The organism is Rhodococcus sp. MEB064, assembly GCF_000834565.1.
In the GTDB taxonomy this organism is placed as follows: Bacteria; Actinomycetota; Actinomycetes; order Mycobacteriales; family Mycobacteriaceae; genus Rhodococcoides.
In genome coordinates this window covers 18,616-34,673 of the sequence record NZ_JXQS01000030.1, presented here as the reverse complement: position 1 = coordinate 34,673, position 16,058 = coordinate 18,616, and the positions used below count along the sequence as shown (strand labels likewise).

14 protein-coding genes are annotated in these 16,058 nt (G+C 67.1%); 9 read left to right on the top strand and 5 right to left on the bottom strand.

All coding sequences use genetic code 11. The annotated features are described in order from the left end of the window. The first annotated feature begins 330 nt into the window (after positions 1-330). The 8 genes from RU01_RS14675 to RU01_RS14640 are packed head-to-tail and all read left to right on the top strand — an operon-like array spanning position 331 to position 7,993. Positions 331-1,005, top strand: a complete 675-nt coding sequence (locus RU01_RS14675; RefSeq protein WP_042575316.1) for a SipW-dependent-type signal peptide-containing protein — start codon at positions 331-333, stop codon at positions 1,003-1,005. A 22-nt stretch (positions 1,006-1,027) separates the two neighbouring features. Next, entirely contained in the window at positions 1,028-1,690 is a 663-nt protein-coding gene (locus RU01_RS14670) for a hypothetical protein (RefSeq protein WP_042575315.1), read from the top strand. A 38-nt stretch (positions 1,691-1,728) separates the two neighbouring features. Then, positions 1,729-2,256, top strand: coding sequence for a signal peptidase I (locus RU01_RS14665; protein ID WP_042575314.1), 528 nt, complete (start codon positions 1,729-1,731; stop codon positions 2,254-2,256). Next, positions 2,253-3,671: a hypothetical protein gene (locus RU01_RS14660; RefSeq protein WP_042575313.1), complete on the top strand. Its 1,419-nt coding sequence runs from the start codon at positions 2,253-2,255 to the stop codon at positions 3,669-3,671. The genes RU01_RS14665 and RU01_RS14660 overlap by 4 nt, the downstream gene beginning before the upstream one ends. Before the next feature lie 37 nt (positions 3,672-3,708). Continuing rightward, on the top strand, positions 3,709-4,374 hold the full coding sequence (locus RU01_RS14655) for an HAD family hydrolase (RefSeq protein ID WP_042575312.1): 666 nt from the start codon (positions 3,709-3,711) through the stop codon (positions 4,372-4,374). Next, positions 4,371-6,179 carry a glycoside hydrolase family 15 protein gene (locus RU01_RS14650; protein ID WP_042575311.1) on the top strand — a complete coding sequence of 603 codons (1,809 nt, stop codon included), beginning with the start codon at positions 4,371-4,373 and terminating at the stop codon, positions 6,177-6,179. The genes RU01_RS14655 and RU01_RS14650 overlap by 4 nt, the downstream gene beginning before the upstream one ends. A gap of 8 nt (positions 6,180-6,187) precedes the next feature. Beyond that, entirely contained in the window at positions 6,188-6,988 is an 801-nt protein-coding gene (locus RU01_RS14645; protein WP_042575310.1) for an SDR family NAD(P)-dependent oxidoreductase, read from the top strand. Between the two features lie 15 nt (positions 6,989-7,003). After that, complete coding sequence (locus RU01_RS14640) at positions 7,004-7,993, top strand: LLM class F420-dependent oxidoreductase (RefSeq protein WP_042575309.1); 990 nt, start codon at positions 7,004-7,006, stop codon at positions 7,991-7,993. Between the two features lie 6 nt (positions 7,994-7,999). On the opposite strand, the gene RU01_RS14635 is transcribed toward RU01_RS14640, so the two are convergent. Both RU01_RS14635 and RU01_RS14630 read right to left on the bottom strand, forming a co-directional pair. Continuing rightward, positions 8,000-9,391, bottom strand: a complete 1,392-nt coding sequence (locus RU01_RS14635; RefSeq protein ID WP_082043143.1) for a nucleobase:cation symporter-2 family protein — start codon at positions 9,389-9,391, stop codon at positions 8,000-8,002. A gap of 77 nt (positions 9,392-9,468) precedes the next feature. Then, positions 9,469-10,317 (bottom strand): NmrA family NAD(P)-binding protein, encoded by an 849-nt coding sequence (locus RU01_RS14630; protein ID WP_042575308.1) that lies wholly within the window; start codon positions 10,315-10,317, stop codon positions 9,469-9,471. Between the two features lie 81 nt (positions 10,318-10,398). Here RU01_RS14630 and RU01_RS14625 point away from each other — a divergent pair, with 81 nt between their 5' ends. After that, positions 10,399-11,118, top strand: a complete 720-nt coding sequence (locus RU01_RS14625; protein ID WP_042575307.1) for a TetR/AcrR family transcriptional regulator — start codon at positions 10,399-10,401, stop codon at positions 11,116-11,118. Between the two features lie 10 nt (positions 11,119-11,128). Here the strand turns inward: RU01_RS14625 and RU01_RS14620 are convergent, their stop codons facing one another. The 3 genes from RU01_RS14620 to RU01_RS22895 are packed head-to-tail and all read right to left on the bottom strand — an operon-like array spanning position 11,129 to position 16,034. After that, positions 11,129-12,682: a DUF2207 family protein gene (locus RU01_RS14620; protein WP_042575306.1), complete on the bottom strand. Its 1,554-nt coding sequence runs from the start codon at positions 12,680-12,682 to the stop codon at positions 11,129-11,131. Between the two features lie 50 nt (positions 12,683-12,732). Further along, positions 12,733-15,006: an FGGY family carbohydrate kinase gene (locus RU01_RS23195; RefSeq protein WP_197074785.1), complete on the bottom strand. Its 2,274-nt coding sequence runs from the start codon at positions 15,004-15,006 to the stop codon at positions 12,733-12,735. After that, positions 15,003-16,034: a LacI family DNA-binding transcriptional regulator gene (locus RU01_RS22895; RefSeq protein ID WP_042575305.1), complete on the bottom strand. Its 1,032-nt coding sequence runs from the start codon at positions 16,032-16,034 to the stop codon at positions 15,003-15,005. Before RU01_RS22895 ends, RU01_RS23195 begins: the two co-directional genes overlap by 4 nt. Between the last annotated feature and the right edge of the window lie 24 nt (positions 16,035-16,058).

Sequence of the window (16,058 nt, the reverse complement as noted above, 5' to 3'; positions counted from 1 at the left end):
ACGCCGCCCGCCACGCCCTCTCGGGGTGCGGCGGGCGTCGTTCGTTCGTGCAACTGTGACACAAATCACGTTTGAGGAGCAGCCGAGCGTATTATGTCCGATTCGCTGTTTTGCCGTCACAACCGTTGATCGATCGGCGGATCGTGGCCGGTCGACGTGTGCGCGACGGTTTCCTGTGAGCGCCGACCTCTGCCGGTTCGTGTGACGGCCGGTACCGATAGTCGGACGGCAAGAAAGGCGGAACGTTCGGTATGTGAAAGCCGAGTAATGGTTCTACAGTTCGCTCGCAGCCATTGAGGAATGGCGCTACGAGCCGAAACGGGGACCGCCATGACGACCGATCTCATCAACCATCAGGAACCGGATCGGCGCGACGACCGGCGCCGTAAGGTTCGTGCGTTGCTCGCGGGCGGACTTGTTCTGGGCATCGGAGCGGCGGTCACCCTGGCGGCATGGACCGACAACGTGTTCGGACAGGCCCAGTTCACAGCCGAGAACTGGAACGTCCAGGGTGACTTCTCGGCCGCGGGCTCCGGCGCGTGGCAGGAGTACAACACCACGGGGACCGCAGGAACGTTCAACTACACGACCGGTTTCGCGGCCTTGAGCCCCGGCACGACGGTGTATGCCCCCGTCGCTCTGCGTGTCGGCCTCGGTCCCACGGCGGGCGGCGCATACGACGCCGCGGTGACTCTCGTCGGTGCGACTCCGACGACGGGACCGCTGACGTCCTTCCTTACCTACCAGGTGGTCAGCAATGTCACGGCCGCCAACTGCACCGCAGGAACGATCACCGGTGGGGCGAGCGTCGTCGCGGCGGGAAGCACCCTGGGAACAGGTAGTGCTGCCAAGGCCATTACTCTCCCCAAGGCCGGCACTGCTCTCCCGCTCTGCTTCGCGGTCACGCTGCCCGCGAGCGCCACGGCGGACCAGGTTGCCGGCAAGACCACCAACACCCTGACGTGGCAGTTCCAGGCCGAGGCGGTCGTCCCGGCCACTCCGTAATCGATCGCTGGATCATCTCGACATGTCTCGACATGCAGCCGGTAGCGCCCCGGCCCGGATCTCCGACATCGGTCGGCGGATCCGGGTCGGTGCCGCGCTGGGACTCGTCGGCGGAGTCGTCGTGGCGGCGGTGACGGCTACCGACGTCGCAGCATCGTGGACCGACAAGGTCCTGGGTGGAACATCCTTCTCGACACAGGCTTTCGGTTTCGAATCGTCGGTGAGCGGAGGCGCGTACTCGATGCATCCGCAGAGCGCGCCGGCTCTGCTCTCGCTGACACCCGCGGCGCCCCTGCTCCCGGGCGAGTCGTCCTACGCCCCGATCTCCTTGCGCGCTGCCGTCGGTTCGCCGACCGTGGCAGTGACTGTCGACGGTACGACGCCGACGGGCACGGGTCTGGGAGAGGTGTTGCAGTACGCGGTGATCCGATCGACGATCTGCGGCAGTGCTGCGTTCACCTCGACCGCGTCGTACGTCGTCGGTTCCTCGACGGGCGGTGTCGCGATGTCCGCGGATTCGGCTACCGGCGCCGTGATTCTCCCGGCGGGATCACCTGGTATCGCGGGTTCCGTTGTGCCGCTGTGCTTCCGGGTGACTTTGCCGGACACTCTCGCGGTGTGGACCAGCTCGGCAGCCGCGTCGAAATCTGTGTCCGCCACCTGGACCTTCCCGGGTACCGCGTGACCGACCATTCTTCCGCATCACCAGAAAGCACACGTGACATGTCGACTCGACACGCAGCCCGTCCCCGACGCCGTTCGGCCGTGTCGCGTGCGGGTGACGTGGTGCTGAACGTTCTCGCACTCGGCGGTGTGGTCTGCATCGTTCTGGTGATCCTGTCCTTCACCATGAACATCTCGTTGATCATGTTCAAGACGGGGTCGATGGCGCCGACCATCCCGACCGGTTCCCTCGCCGTCGTCCGAGAAGTCCCTGCAGACTCGGTCGTTCCCGGGGATGTCGTGACCGTCGACCGGGTCGGAGAGCTTCCGGTCACGCATCGAGTGGTGGAGACGTCGCCGGGACGCGACGGTGACACGTTCCTCGAGTTGAAGGGCGACGCCAACGAGTACGAGGACCCGGCGGGTTACAGCGTGCGGGAGGTGCGCAAGGTCCTCTGGTCCGTACCCGGCCTCGCGAAGGTCGTCGTGTGGTTCTCGAATCCCATCGTTCTCGGCCTGCTGACCATCGGCATCACCGTGTTGGTCGTGGCGATGTTCTGGCCACGGTCACCGAAGCGGCAGCAATGACCACCCATCGCTCATGCCCGGCAGCGCTCGCCCTCGCCGCCCTGCTTCTGACCATCGTGTCGACAGTGCTGCGAACCGAGACCACCGACGCCGCCTGGCAAGGACGCGACCATGCTGCGGCCACCGTGACGAGCGGGTCGTGGCCCAATGCCGGAAGCGCCTACGCGGAAGTCGGCCGCGTCGCCTCGGCGTCGGGCGTCGCGTTCGATCTGTTGAGGGGCGGAACCAACCCACCGTGGCCGGGACCGTCGTCAGCCAGGTCGCAGGCGGTTCCGGGTACGGCGACCGGAACGACGGCCGGGCCCTACAGCAGCGCCGGGGTGCTCGGTCTGGCCAACGAGCTGACCTCGCGAGGCGCAGTCGCCGGGACACCGATCACGGGCGCCGCGTGTGCGGCCTACGGATGGGCACCTGCGACTCCTGCGCCGTGTGTCACGGTTCCGTCGCAGAGAGTGAACGCGAGTGCGACTCTCTCCTCCTACACGCTGTACGCATCACTGCTCTCGCTCCTGGGGCTGGGTTCGACGGACGTGGTCGCAGTTCCGTCCCCCGTGACGTCCTCCGTGTCCTGTGACCTGACGTCGTCCGGTCCCACGTACACCGCAGCCGCTCCGAGTGCCGCCAACGTGACGGCATCGAACCCCCGCGGCTCGATCTCCGTTCGAGGCGGAAGCGTCGTTGCCGTACCGCCCGCAGGCGGCACGACGTCGTTCGACTTCCCTCAGAGCGGATCGACAGTGGTCGTTCCCGGAGTGTCGGGGACTCTCCGCAGTGTCATCGGCACGACGACGTCCGCACGCTCGAGCCTCGTGCTGGAGAACGGCAGGATTCTGCGGCTCGGAGTTCTCGGGAACATTCTGCTGGACATCAGGTTCACGCTCGTTCTCGTCGACGCGGCGTGTGGAAGCGGAGCGACGGGTCCTGTCGCGACCACCGCTGCCGTTGCCGCGCGTGTCGCGGCCCCGGAACAACCGACTACGACGACTGCGCCCACGACTGAACCCGCCACGACGACAGCGCCCACGACTGAACCCGCCACGACGACAGCGCCCACGACGTCGATTACCACGACGTCGGAGGATGCCACCACGACCTTCGAGGCCACAACGACGAAGACGACGACACCGCCTGTCACCAGCACGACGACACCGCCTGTCACCAGCACGACGACACCCCCTGCCGTGACGTCGTTCTCGGGGTCGGGTGCTGTCACAGCCATCACGACGTCCGGCGGGACCCGGTGCACGGTCGGCTCCGACGCCGTTAGCTTCGCGTGTTCCGACGGCTCTGTCCTTACCTTCGATCCGGATGCACTGACAGCAGTAGGTGTGGCTGCGAACACGATGGACGGCCTATGGACGCCGGTCACCACCGCCGGTGACGTGGTGACGGTCGCAGCCGCGATGCGCGGCTGATCGTTTGTCCACGGCCCTCCGCGGGTAGCCACCATGCGTGACTTCCCCCGCCGTTCTGTTCGACATCGACGGCACACTCGTCGATTCCAACTACGCGCACGTCCACGCATGGGCGCGAGCGTTCGCCGATGCGGGGATCGCCGCCGACTCGTGGCGTATCCACCGCTCGATCGGAATGGACGGCGCGAAGCTGCTGTCGTCGCTGGCCGGCGACGCGGACGAGGCCGCTGCCTCGCATGCGAAGGAACTGCACACGCAGTACTACGAGGAGATGTCCTCCCTGCTGTCGCCGCTGCCCGGTGCGCTCGATCTGCTCGGCGCGGTAGCGGACCGCGGGCTGCAGGTCGTTCTGGCCACCTCGGCTCCGGAGAACGAACTCGCGATCCTTCGCGGTCTACTGGGGGTCGAGGAGATCGTCTCGGAGTTGACGTCGTCGGAGGATGTGGAGACGGCGAAACCGGAGCCGGGCATCGTTCGTATCGCGCTGGACAAGGCCGGGGTCGACGCTGATCACGCCGTGTTCGTCGGCGACTCGGTATGGGACGTCGAAGCGTCCGTGGCCGCCGGTGTCCCCTGCATCGGTGTGCGGAGCGGCGGAGTGTCGGCCGCCGAGTTGATCGATGCGGGAGCCGTTGCGGTGTATGACGATCCGGCCGATCTACTGGCGAACCTCGACAGTTCCATGGTTGCGCGCCTCGGATGAGAGAGAACGACTACGCGGCGATCGAGGACTACGCCGCGATCGGCGACGGCCGAACCGTCGCGCTCATCGCGAACGACGGACGTATCGACTGGTTCCCGGTGCCCAACCTCGACACGCCACCGGTGTTCGCGGCGCTGCTCGACGCCGATGCCGGTGGGTACATCTCGATGCGGCCGGCGGCGGACTTCACGGCGACGCGTCGCTACGCGGACGGCTCGAACGTCCTGGTGACCACGTTCACCACGGATTCGGGTGTCGTGAACGTGACCGATTCGCTCAATACCGGAGTGGCGGGCCGTCTTCCGTGGACCGAGCTCGCCCGACGCATCGAGGGCGTCGAGGGCAGCGTCGACATGGAGTGGACAGTGGCGCCCGGAACGTGCCTGGGGACCGCGTCCCCGTGGTCGTACGAGACCGTGCACGGGACGGTACTGCGGGTGGACGGCGTCAGCCTCGGTGTGCGGACGATGAATGCCGACGACGTCGAGCTCGGATCCCGTTCCATCAGTGGGCGATTCACCACCGAGGTCGGTACCCGGTCACTGGTCGCCGTGGTCGGCACCGAGGTGGAGCCGCTGTATCTCCCGGTGCCGGAGGATGTCGATGCAGGAATCGACCGGACGATCACCAACTGGCAGATGTGGTCCGAAGAATTCCGATACGACGGACCCTGGCACGACGAGGTCCATCGCAGTGCCCTTGCCTTGAAGTTGTTGTTGTACAGCCCGTCCGGTGCCATCGCGGCTGCTGCGACGACGTCGCTCCCGGAGCGGTGGGCCGGTGCGAAGAACTGGGACTACCGCTACGCGTGGGTGCGCGACGCTGCCTACACGATCAAAGCGCTCATCCGTTTCGGTCTTCGCGAGGAAGTGCACGCCGCGGTCGCCTGGTTGCTGCGCATCATCCGCAGCAACGAGCAGATCACGCAGGTGTTCTATACCTTCGACGGTGAAGTTCCCGCGGGGTCGAGCTATCCGGACGTTCCGGGGTGGCGCGGCATCGGCCCGGTCGTCAACGGCAACGAGGCGGCCACGCAGCTCCAGCAGGGTATCTTCGGCGACCTGTTCGACATCGTGTCGCTGTACGTCGACGCGGGCAACATCCTCGACGCCCCCACCGGCCGACTGCTCGCGCAGATCGCGGACACCACGTGCGACATCTGGCGACGCAAGGATGCCGGCATGTGGGAGCTGCCCACCGAGCAGCACTACACGTCCTCGAAGATGGGTTGCTGGCACGCGCTCGATCGCGCCGTCCACCTCTCCGAGCAGGGCATGATCCCGGGTATCGCGGATCGGTGGGTGACCGAGCGCGACCATATCGCGCAGTGGATCGCGGACAACTGCTGGTCCGAGTCTCGCGGTGCGTACATCTGGTACCCGGGAACCGATGAACTGGATGCATCCGTGCTGCTGCACGCGGGCAGTCGGTGCGTCGACGACGACCGTATGTCCCGGACCGTGGACGCTCTTCGCGACGAACTCGGCTCCGGAGATCATCTCTACCGCTACTCCGGAATGCGGATGGTGGAGGGCACCTTCGTCGCCTGCTCGTTCTGGGTCGTCAGCGCACTGGCCAAGCTCGGCCGCGACGAGGAGGCCTCCGCTCTGATGGACCGGCTCGTCACGACCGGCAACGACGTCGGGCTCTTCGCCGAGATGATCGACCCCGACCGATCCGCCGAGGGCGAACCCTCGACGTTCCTGGGCAACTTCCCGCAGGGCCTGTCCCATCTGGCGCTCATCAACGCAGCGCTGACACTGGCCAGCGGTCACGACCACACGACCTCCGACACACGAAAGTAGGACCACACATGGACCTCGGAATCACGGGACGCACAGCAGTCATCACCGGAGCGGATTCGGGAATCGGCTGGTGCACAGCGCAGATGCTTCTCGACGAGGGCGTCCGAGTCTTCGTCACCGACAAGGACCAGGACAAGCTCGCTGCCGGTGCGGCAGAACTGACGGGGCCTGACGGATCCGTCACCGCGTTCGCCGCCGACGTGACCAAGCCGGCCGAGGTGGAGGCGCTGCATGCCAAGGCTGTCGAGGCGCTCGGCACCGTCGACATCCTCGTGCAGAGCGCCGGGATCACCGGCGCGCAGGGCATGTTCCACGAGATCGACGACGACGGCTGGTCATCCACCATCGAGGTCGACCTTCTCGGTCCGGTGCGCGTCGTGCGCGCGTTCCTCCCGGAGCTGCGCCAGGGCGGGTGGGGACGCATCGTGCTGCTGGCATCGGAAGACGCCGAGCAGCCCTACATCGACGAATTGCCGTACTGCGCAGCGAAAGCCGGGATCCTGTCGCTGGTCAAGGGATTGTCCAAGACCTATGCGTCCGAGGGTGTCCTGGTCAATGCGGTGTCTCCTGCCTTCATTCACACGCCGATGACCGACGCGATGATGGACAAGCGCGCCGACGAGCGCGGTACCGATCGCGACGAGGCCATCGAGAGCTTCCTGAAAGAGGATCGGCCGTTCATGGAACTCGGTCGACGGGGTACCCCGGAGGAAGTGGCGTCGGTGGTCGCGTTCCTGTGTTCGGAGCGTGCCAGCTTCGTCAACGGCTCCAACTACCGCGTCGACTCCGGTTCGGTCGCGACCATCTAGAGAGGACCACTTCCCATGACCCGTTTCGGATACACCCTCATGACCGAGCAGAGCGGCCCCAAGCAGCTCGTCGACTACGCGGTGAAAGCGGAGAACGTCGGCTTCGACTTCGAGGTGTCGAGTGATCACTACTCGCCGTGGCTGTCCTCGCAGGGGCATGCCTCCTACGCGTGGACGATGCTGGGTGCGGTGGCGCACGCGACATCGACGGTCGATCTCTACACGTACGTGACCTGCCCCATCATCAGGTATCACCCCGCGGTCGTCGCGCAGAAGGCCGCGACCCTACAGATCCTGTCGGACGGCCGTTTCACCCTCGGTCTCGGCAGCGGGGAGAACTTGAACGAGCATGTGGTGGGCCAGGGTTGGCCGTCGGTGGACAAGCGCCAGGACATGTTCGAGGAAGCCGTCAAGATCATTCGGCAGTTGCAGTCGGGGGAGCTGGTCACGTGGGAGGGCGAGCACTACCGGGTCGACTCCGCCCGGCTGTGGGACACCCCCGACACACCGTTCGAGATCGGCATCGCGGTCTCGGGGTCGAAGTCCATCGAGCGTTTCGCCCCGCTCGGTGACCACATGATCTCGACCGAGCCCAGGTCGGAGCTGGTCCAGGGCTGGGACAAGGCGCGGCACATCGGCACCGGTCTGAGTCGTGACTCGAAGAAGATCGGGCAGATCCCCATCTGCTGGGGTCCCGACGAGGACGAGTCGATCCGGATCGCCCACGATCAGTTCCGTTGGTTCGCCGGTGGCTGGGCCGTGAACGCGGATCTTCCGACGACGGCCGGTTTCGCCGGTGCCACCCAGTTCGTCCGACCCGAGGATGTCGCGGGGACCATCGCCTGTGGTCCGGACCTCGATGCGATCGTCGAGAAGGTCAAGCCCTATTGGGAGGCAGGATTCACCGACATCGCCCTGGTGCAGGTCGGCGACGAGACGCAGGATCGATTCCTCGCCGAAGCCGCCGGCCCGTTGCTCGAGAAGCTTCGCTCCGCCTCGTCGTAGAGAAGATCAGAGCGCCGGTCCACGCACAGCGTCGTGGGCCGGCGGATCTGTGTCGTCGGACATCCTGTCGCGCAGCGACTCCGAGTTCAGCAGCAGGTTGAGCACGACCGCGCACAGCGCACCCGCACTGATGCCGGAGTGGAAGATGGTCTGGAACCAGTCGGGGAACTTGTCGTAGAGGTCGGGGGAGACGGTCGGAAGCAGGCCGACTCCGACGGAGACAGCCACGACGAGGATGTTCGTGTTGTTGAACCGCACCTGTGCCAGTGTTCTGACGCCGCTCGCGGCGACCATGCCGAACAGCGCGATGCCGGCTCCGCCGAGCACGGGTAGCGGAACGCCTTCCACCACGGCGCCGAGCTTCGGCAGCAGGCCGAGCAGGATCAGGATGCCGCCGGCGAACGTGGCGACGTGTCGAGTCTTGACCCCAGTGATCGCGACGAGGCCCACGTTCTGTGCGAATGCGGTGTACGGGAACGTGTTGAAGATGCCGCCGAGCATCGTCGACAATCCGTCCGCACGGAGTCCGTCGGCCAAGCGGCGAGGCGGAACCTTCTTGTCGACGATCTCGCCGACAGCGATGATGTCGCCCGTGGTCTCGGTCATGATGACCAGCGCCACGATGCACATGGTGATGATCGCGCTGATCTCGAACGTCGGGAACCCGAAGTGGAACGGCGTGGTCACGCCCACCCAGTCCTGCTCGGCCACTCCACTGAAATCGGTGAGGCCGAACGGTATCGAGATGACGGTGCCGATGACGAGGCCGAGCAAGATGGACAGGCGTTTCGCCGGTGCGGGCCCGAAACGTTCGATCAGCAGAATGATCAACAGGGTGAGCGCGCCCATGCCGATGTACTTCGGTTCACCGAAGTCGTCCGCACCGGTGCCGCCGCCGAACCATCCCGCCGCGACCGGCATCAGCGAGAGCCCGATGATCAGGATGACCGTTCCGGTGACCAACGGCGGAAACAGATGCAGGAGTTTCGCGAACACCGGAGCCAACGCCATCATGAAGATTCCAGAGGCGATCACGGAACCGTAGATGGCGGTGACGCCGTACTGCGAGCCGATCGCGATCATCGGTGTCACCGCCGCGAATGTGCATCCCTGCATCAGCGGTAGCCGCACGCCGAATCGCCAGAAACCCACCGCCTGGATCAGCGTGGCGATTCCCGCCACGAACAGATCCGCGGTGATCAGGTACGGGAGATCGCTCGACTGCAGTTCGCCCGCAGCGACGAGAGCACTGCCGACGATCAGCGGGACGGCGACCGCACCCGCGTACATCGCGAGCACGTGCTGCAGGCCCAGTGGCGCCAGCACGGACAGAGGCGGGATGTCGTCGACCGGATGTGTGCCCGCTCGACCCCGTGTGAACTTCGACAACGACACCATGGGAACAGTGTCGGCGCCGTCGGTTTCGTTTGCCGTGTTTCCCGGTTTCCGGATCGTTACGAGTGGACGACCCGAGGTCAGGAAGCGCCGAGGACGTGCTGCACCGTTCGTGGTTCGCGGCCGAGGAGCGCTGCCAGCAAGGGATCCGTCGCAGCGAAGCCTCCCTGGTGGGCGGCCTGGAATATCCCGAGCGTGAAGCGCGCCATGAATTCGTTCGTTCCTTCTGCGACGCGCGCCGCGACCCACTGCTCCTCTCCGACCACCTCGAGGGAGATCTCGCGGCCCACGGAGGCGGATGCGAGGGCGACGACTTCCTCGAACGTGAGCGCGTCCCGCGCCGTCACCGTCGCAGGTCCATCGATACCGTCCGCCGAGGCAAGGATGACGGCGGCCGCCTCCGCGGAGTCCTCCCTCGCGGTCCACGACACTGCGCCGTCGACGGGGATGGAGACGACGCCGGTGTCGCGCCAGTCGCCCATCACGAGGTCCAGGCTGTGCGCGTAGAAGCCGTTCCGCAGGGCCGTCCACGGCACTCCGCAGGCGGCGAGTGCAGTCTCGGTGGCCGCGTGATCACGTGCCGGGCGGAAGGGGCTGTCGGCAGCGGCTCCCTGATGGCTCGTGTAGAGGATGCGTCCGACACCGGCCGCCACTGCCGCGTCGATTGCCCTGGTGTGCAGCGCAACGGCGTCGGCACCGGGGTCGCTCGAGGACACGAGAAGTACCTGGTCGGCGCCGGCGAACGCCGTGGACAGCGACGACGGATCGGCATAGTCGGCGTGTCGCACCTCGACGCCGACATCTGCGAAACGGCGTGCCCGGGCGGTGTCGCGCACGGCGACGGCGATGTCGGACGCCGGCAGGCGCTCGAGCAGGTGGTCCGCGGTGGCACCGTTGAGTGCCCCGGTTGCTCCGGTGACGACGATCATGAGTTCTCCTGTTATCGACGATATCAAAAGCAGAGTATCACTGGAAACGCAGTGATACCACGGTCTTGTTATCGTTGCTACGTGGCAGACGCGCGTACGACACCCCGAGACGGCACGAGGTCGAGAATCGTCGGCGTCGCAGCGAACCTGCTGCAGGAACGAGGTCGATCCGCGGTGACGACCCGTGGTGTCGCCGATGCTGCGGGGGTGCAGGCACCCACGATCTATCGCCTGTTCGGCGACAAGGAGGGTCTCCTCGACGCCGTCGCCGAACACGTCATGGCGACCTACGTGACATCGAAGGCGGTCGCTGTCGATTTCGAGATGGCCGGCGACGGCGACCCTGTCGACGATCTCCGCGCGGGATGGCGTGCACAGATCGACTTCGGACTCGCCAATCCCACCTTGTTCGCGCTTCTCAGCGATCCCTTGCGCGGGCGAGAGTCTCCGGCAGCCCGACAGGGACTGTCGATTCTCGCGGCGCGAGTGCACCGTGTCGCCCGCGCCGGGCGGCTGTCCGTGAGCGAGAAGCGAGCAGTCGACATCGTCCACGCGGCAGGCACGGGTGCAGTTCTGACCATTCTCGCGACGCCGCCCGCCGACCGTGACCCGGGGCTCGCCGACGACCTGTTCGACGCTGTGATCCGCCACATCGTCGTCGACACCCCCGCGCGGTCGGAACCGTCGGTGGTCACGTCCGCGATCGAATTACGCTCCACTGCTGACGATTCGGATGCCCTCACGGCATCGGAGCGCGCCCTCCTGATCGAATGGCTCGATCGGATCTCGGCACCGCGGTGAGGTCACGCCCTCAGGTACTTCCGGCCGCGCCGCCGCCCCCGCCTGCGCCGCCGCCGGACACCGTGGCGGAGCTGCCACTGCTCGACGCGAACACCGACGAGAAGACCGCCCAGTTCATCAGCGCGGGGTCGGCTGCGTAGCCGGCGGGTGAGGTGAACGCGCGCAGGGACGTTCCGCCGTCCGTGGCCGCCTCGAGTCGCTTCGCGAACACCGAACCGAGGCCCAGCGCGACGATGTCAGGGAGTGCCGCGTCGAGATCGACGACGGCGTCGTCGTCCTTCGCTGCCTGCTTCAGTCCGTCGCGGTAGGCCTCCCACGGGCGGGCCGCGTCGAGTCCCGCGACCGAGAAGCCGGAGTACGCGACGGCCATGACGAGTCCCGCGAGAAGAAGGATCGCGCCGGGGATCGCGGCGACCAGCATGACGAGTGCGCCGGAGGCGGCGACGACGCCCGCGCCCACCATCACGACGCCGCCCAGCACCGCAAGTCCGGCAAGGCTCCACCGCGGGCGTGCTGTCCCGTGCTGCTTCCACCCGTTCGTCTCCAGCACGGCATCGACGACGCCCTTCGTCGTGCCGTGGCCCTGGCCGATCTTCGCCAGCGCGGTGCTCGACACGACGTCGCCGTCGGCCTTCTCGGACAGCATCGACCAGACGGCGTCCTGCACGTCGCCGCGCACCTTGCCGTGATCGAGCAGTCGGACGCGGGCCTTGGGCTTGCCGCCGAACTTCCCGGTCGCCGTGTCGGCCTCGATGCTCAGTGCGTCGGCCGCGGCGAGAGCGAGCACGGTCGCCGGCACCGCACTCGCCTGCGCTCCGCGGTGGACCAGGGCGGTCGCGACGGCAGGATCGGTGTCGCGGTCGGGTCGATACGTCGTCGGGGGCTGCGCTGAAACCGTGGGTTGCGGGCGGCGACGGTAGATCGACCAGGCACCGGCCATGCCGAGGAGAACGACCGCCAGACCGGTCCACGGCAGCCAGGTCGATCCCGGCCCGTCCGCGAACTCGTCCAGCGCCGTCACCGGAGGCCCGGATCGGATGGACGACTGCAGACGGTCGATGCCGTTCGTCAGACTGCCGGCGACATCACCGTCGCGCAGCGGCGGAATCAGCGCGTCCTCGATGATCGCTTCCTGCTCGTCGCCGGGAACGTTGCCGTCGTCGAAGGTCGATCCGAGGAAGATGCCTGCACGTGCCTCGTCGACCGTGCCCGGCTCCCGATTGATCAGGATGGCACCGGCGGTGTCCTGCTCGACACCCGCCGCCGCCACCCACGCCTGCTGCAGCGCTTCCACCTGATCGAGGGTGTCGTCGGAGTCGGCGTCGAGTTCCCGCACGTAGGCGATGACGTCGGCTCCGGTGTCCGACCTGACCTCGTCGAGTTGCCGCTCGAGACGCTCCGACTGCGCCGCGTCGAGGGAGTATCCCGTGCTGTCGTAGACGCGTTGTCCCGCGGTGAGACCGTCGAACTGCAGATCCTGCGTCGACGAGCTGTCCGAACAGCCGACGAGACCGAATGCTGCTGTCGCCGAGATGACCAGAACCGCGAGCCGGGTGCGTCTCATGGGGTCATGATAGGCAGACTTCGCGGTCCGTTACCCCCGCTGAGTGGATATCAACGATTGTCGACGGCCTCTGCCAACTCGCGCAGACGCGGCAGCGCGCGGTCGGTCAGCAACTGCTCACGGGTCTCCGCGGACACCGCCATGCTGTCCTTCCACAGGGATCGGCCCGCCATCGCGCCGCTGGCGCCGTTGGCGACCGCGGTGCGGACCTGCTCGATGAAGGTCTCGTGATCGACACCGGCCGACAGCACGGCCCAGGGAACACCGTTCGCGGCGGCGGTCACCGCGGCGCAGGCCTCGGCCGACCCCGGGTACTGCAGCTTGAGCACCTTCGCGCCGCACTCGACGGAGATGCGTGCCGACTCCGCGACGAGGGACGGGAAGCGCTCCGCGTAGTCGACGGCGGATTCGCCCTCGAGGCGGTAGGTCAGGATCTCGACGATCAGCAGCAGACCCTCCGCCGAGCATGCCTTGACCAGCTCGGCGATCTCCTGGCCGACGCGGGAATCCGCGGTCTGGCGGTCAGGTCGCATGTACCACAACATCTTTGCGACGTCGCCGCCCAGATCGCGGACCACGCGCGGTGTCACACCGTCGACGAAGCGGGTGAACTTGAGGCCGTCCACGGTCTCGAATCCCGAGGCGTCCATACCGACCACGAGTGCGGTGTCACGGGAGAGTGTGCCCTCGTCGACGACGCGGGGGAGTGCCACCTCGGGATCGAGAAGGATCGCGGGGGCGTGGTTGCCCAGGTACTTCACCAGGTCGCCCTTGGCGTCGGCGAGTTGGTCCTTCGAGATCGAGTCGGGGCCGTCCGGAGCGTCGTTCATGACGGCCTTCATGCCGTTGCGCTGGTCGCCGGCGACGATCAGCATGTTGCCGTTCGCCGTGGAGATGGCGGCCATGCCGCGTCGTTCCAGGGTTGTGAGGTCGTTCATGTGTGAGCTCCTGTCGGTGGTGCGAGGTGGGGTCGAAGTGCTCGAATCGAGCAGTCTGGAAGCGAAAAGTGCTGCGCCGTAGGCGGTGTCCTGGGCGCGGCCCGACGTGGTGATGTCGGGGAGGACGGCAGCGCGAGCGGTGCGGACGCACGTCATGCTCGCCCAGCCGCCGGTGAGGATGCTCCTCCGCGCCGGCTGGACCTCACGGTCCAGCGCCTCCACGAGCAGGGCCACCTCGTCGTTGCCGTGCAGCAGCACTGCCCGGAACAGCTCGGCAGCATCGACGCCGTCGGTACGGATGGTCAGCGACAGCACGCCGTCGTCGTTCCGTGCGCCGGAGACAGCGATACCGCCCTCGGCGACCGCGCTCTCCGACGGGAGTGCCTGGACGCGGGCGTCCAGTGCGTCGCGTCCGGCGCGGTCGGTGATGTCGCACAACTGAAGTGCGCGCCGCATGAGCAGGCCCGACTTCACCCCTGCCACGAGCACGTACTTACCGGGAACGACATGGCGAACGGTGTCGATCAGATGCTCGGCCAACCGTGCACGGCTCGACGCGGGCAGTGGCTCGTCGAGCACGCGGAGCAACACCTCCGCCGTGCCCATCGACACGAGGTAGGTGTCACTGTCGAGCGTCCCACCGGAGATCGCCGAGACGAGGTGATCGTGACCTGCGACAGTCAGTGCTGCACCGTTCACGGCGTCGGGAACCCATGGCGCGTCGGCAATTCCGAGCGCTGCACCGGCTGCGGTGAGCGGAGGGAGGAAGGACGGCTCGATGCCCAGGTAGGCGAACATGTCGAGCCAGGGAGCGCCCGTGTCCTGGTCGAGCAGGCCGGTGCGGGACGCCAACGAGTACTCGCTGATCACGTCACCGCCGAGGGCGGCGACGACGAAGGCAGGCAGGTCGAGCCATCGCAGACCGGCGAGGTCGAGTCCCCGGTCGCGGAGATGGAGAATCTTGGCGACGGACACCTGCACTCCGAGCGGGATTCCCGTGACACCGGCGAACGCATCCCGCAGGGTCGCAGGAACGGCGGCCACCTGTTCTCCACCACGCGGGTCGAACCAGGCGAAGGCGGGCGCGACGACCTGCAGGTCGGAATCCACCAGGAACCCGGTCTCGCCCATTCCCGACACGGCTAGCGCGGCGAGGCGTGCATCGGAGTAGCCGGTGGCCTCGGGCAGACGTCGGGCGACCACATCGAGCAGCCGACGGACCGTGTCCAGCAGGTCGCCGGCGGTCATGTCGGTCGTACCGCCGGGACCGTGGCTCCACGGCGTCGGGAGTTGCTCGATCAGGACCTCGTCACCCGACGCGTCGCTGACGAGGATCTTGATTCCGGTGCTGCCGAGGTCCAGACCTGCGACGAGTGTGGTGCTCACGGGCGGTACCGCTTTCGGGCGAGGGGAGTCTGTCGGTGTTCGGGGAGCAGGTGCGACGTGCGCTCGACGACCGTGGTCTCGGCGACGTCGGAGATCGGTTCGAGGGTGGGGTCGTCGAACAACCTCAGCAGGCGGTCGACGGCGAGAGACCCGATCTCGTAGGGGTTCTGGTCGATGCAGGTGACCGGCGGATCGACGGCATCGGCCAGCGCGAAGCTGCCGAACGACACCATCGCGACATCCGTCCGCTCGATCTCGTGCAACAGCGAGACGACGGCGCCGGCATGGCGTGCGTTCGAGACGAACAGCGCGGTCGGTGGATCGGGCAGCGCGAGGAGATCGCGGACAACGGGACGCGCTGCGTCCGGTGACGGGAGAACGTCGGGGGCGAGCGCGGCATCGACCGCGATCCCGTGGTCCGTCATCGCGTCGAGGTAGGCATCGCGGCGGCGACGGGCCGTCTGCAACCGCGCGTCGAACCCGACCAGTGCGACGCGGCGGTGACCTGCGTCGAGAAGCACCTGGACCGCTCGGCGAGCCGCCGCGTAGTCGTCGACGGTGACGGAATGGAAGCCGGGAACGGAGCGGTCGACGGTGACCACCGGCAGCGTTCGACGGCGGGGCGTCAAGAACGCGCTGTGGTCGCCGACGGGGGCCAGCACGATACCCCGCACGTGCTGTCCGGCCAGGCGCTCGAGCTGGGCCAGTTCGCGCTCGGGGTCGAAGCCGGAACTGCTGACCATGACGCCCATGCCGTGCTCGAGTGCGCGTTCCTCGACGGCGCGCACCAGGGAGGCGAAGAAGATGTCGTCGATCGAGTCGACGACGATGCCGATGGTCGTGCCCGAGCCGGACTTGAGCGACCGTGCCGCGGAGTTCGGCACGTAGTTCAGTTCCGCCACAGCAGCTTCCACGCGCTCACGGAGTTCGGGCAGCACGGTGTCCACTCCGTTGACCACGCGTGAGACGGTCTTGAAGCTCACGCCGGCCAAGGCGGCGACATCCTTGATGCTGGCCCGGTGGGTCACGTGGGGACTCTCTCGACGAGGGGA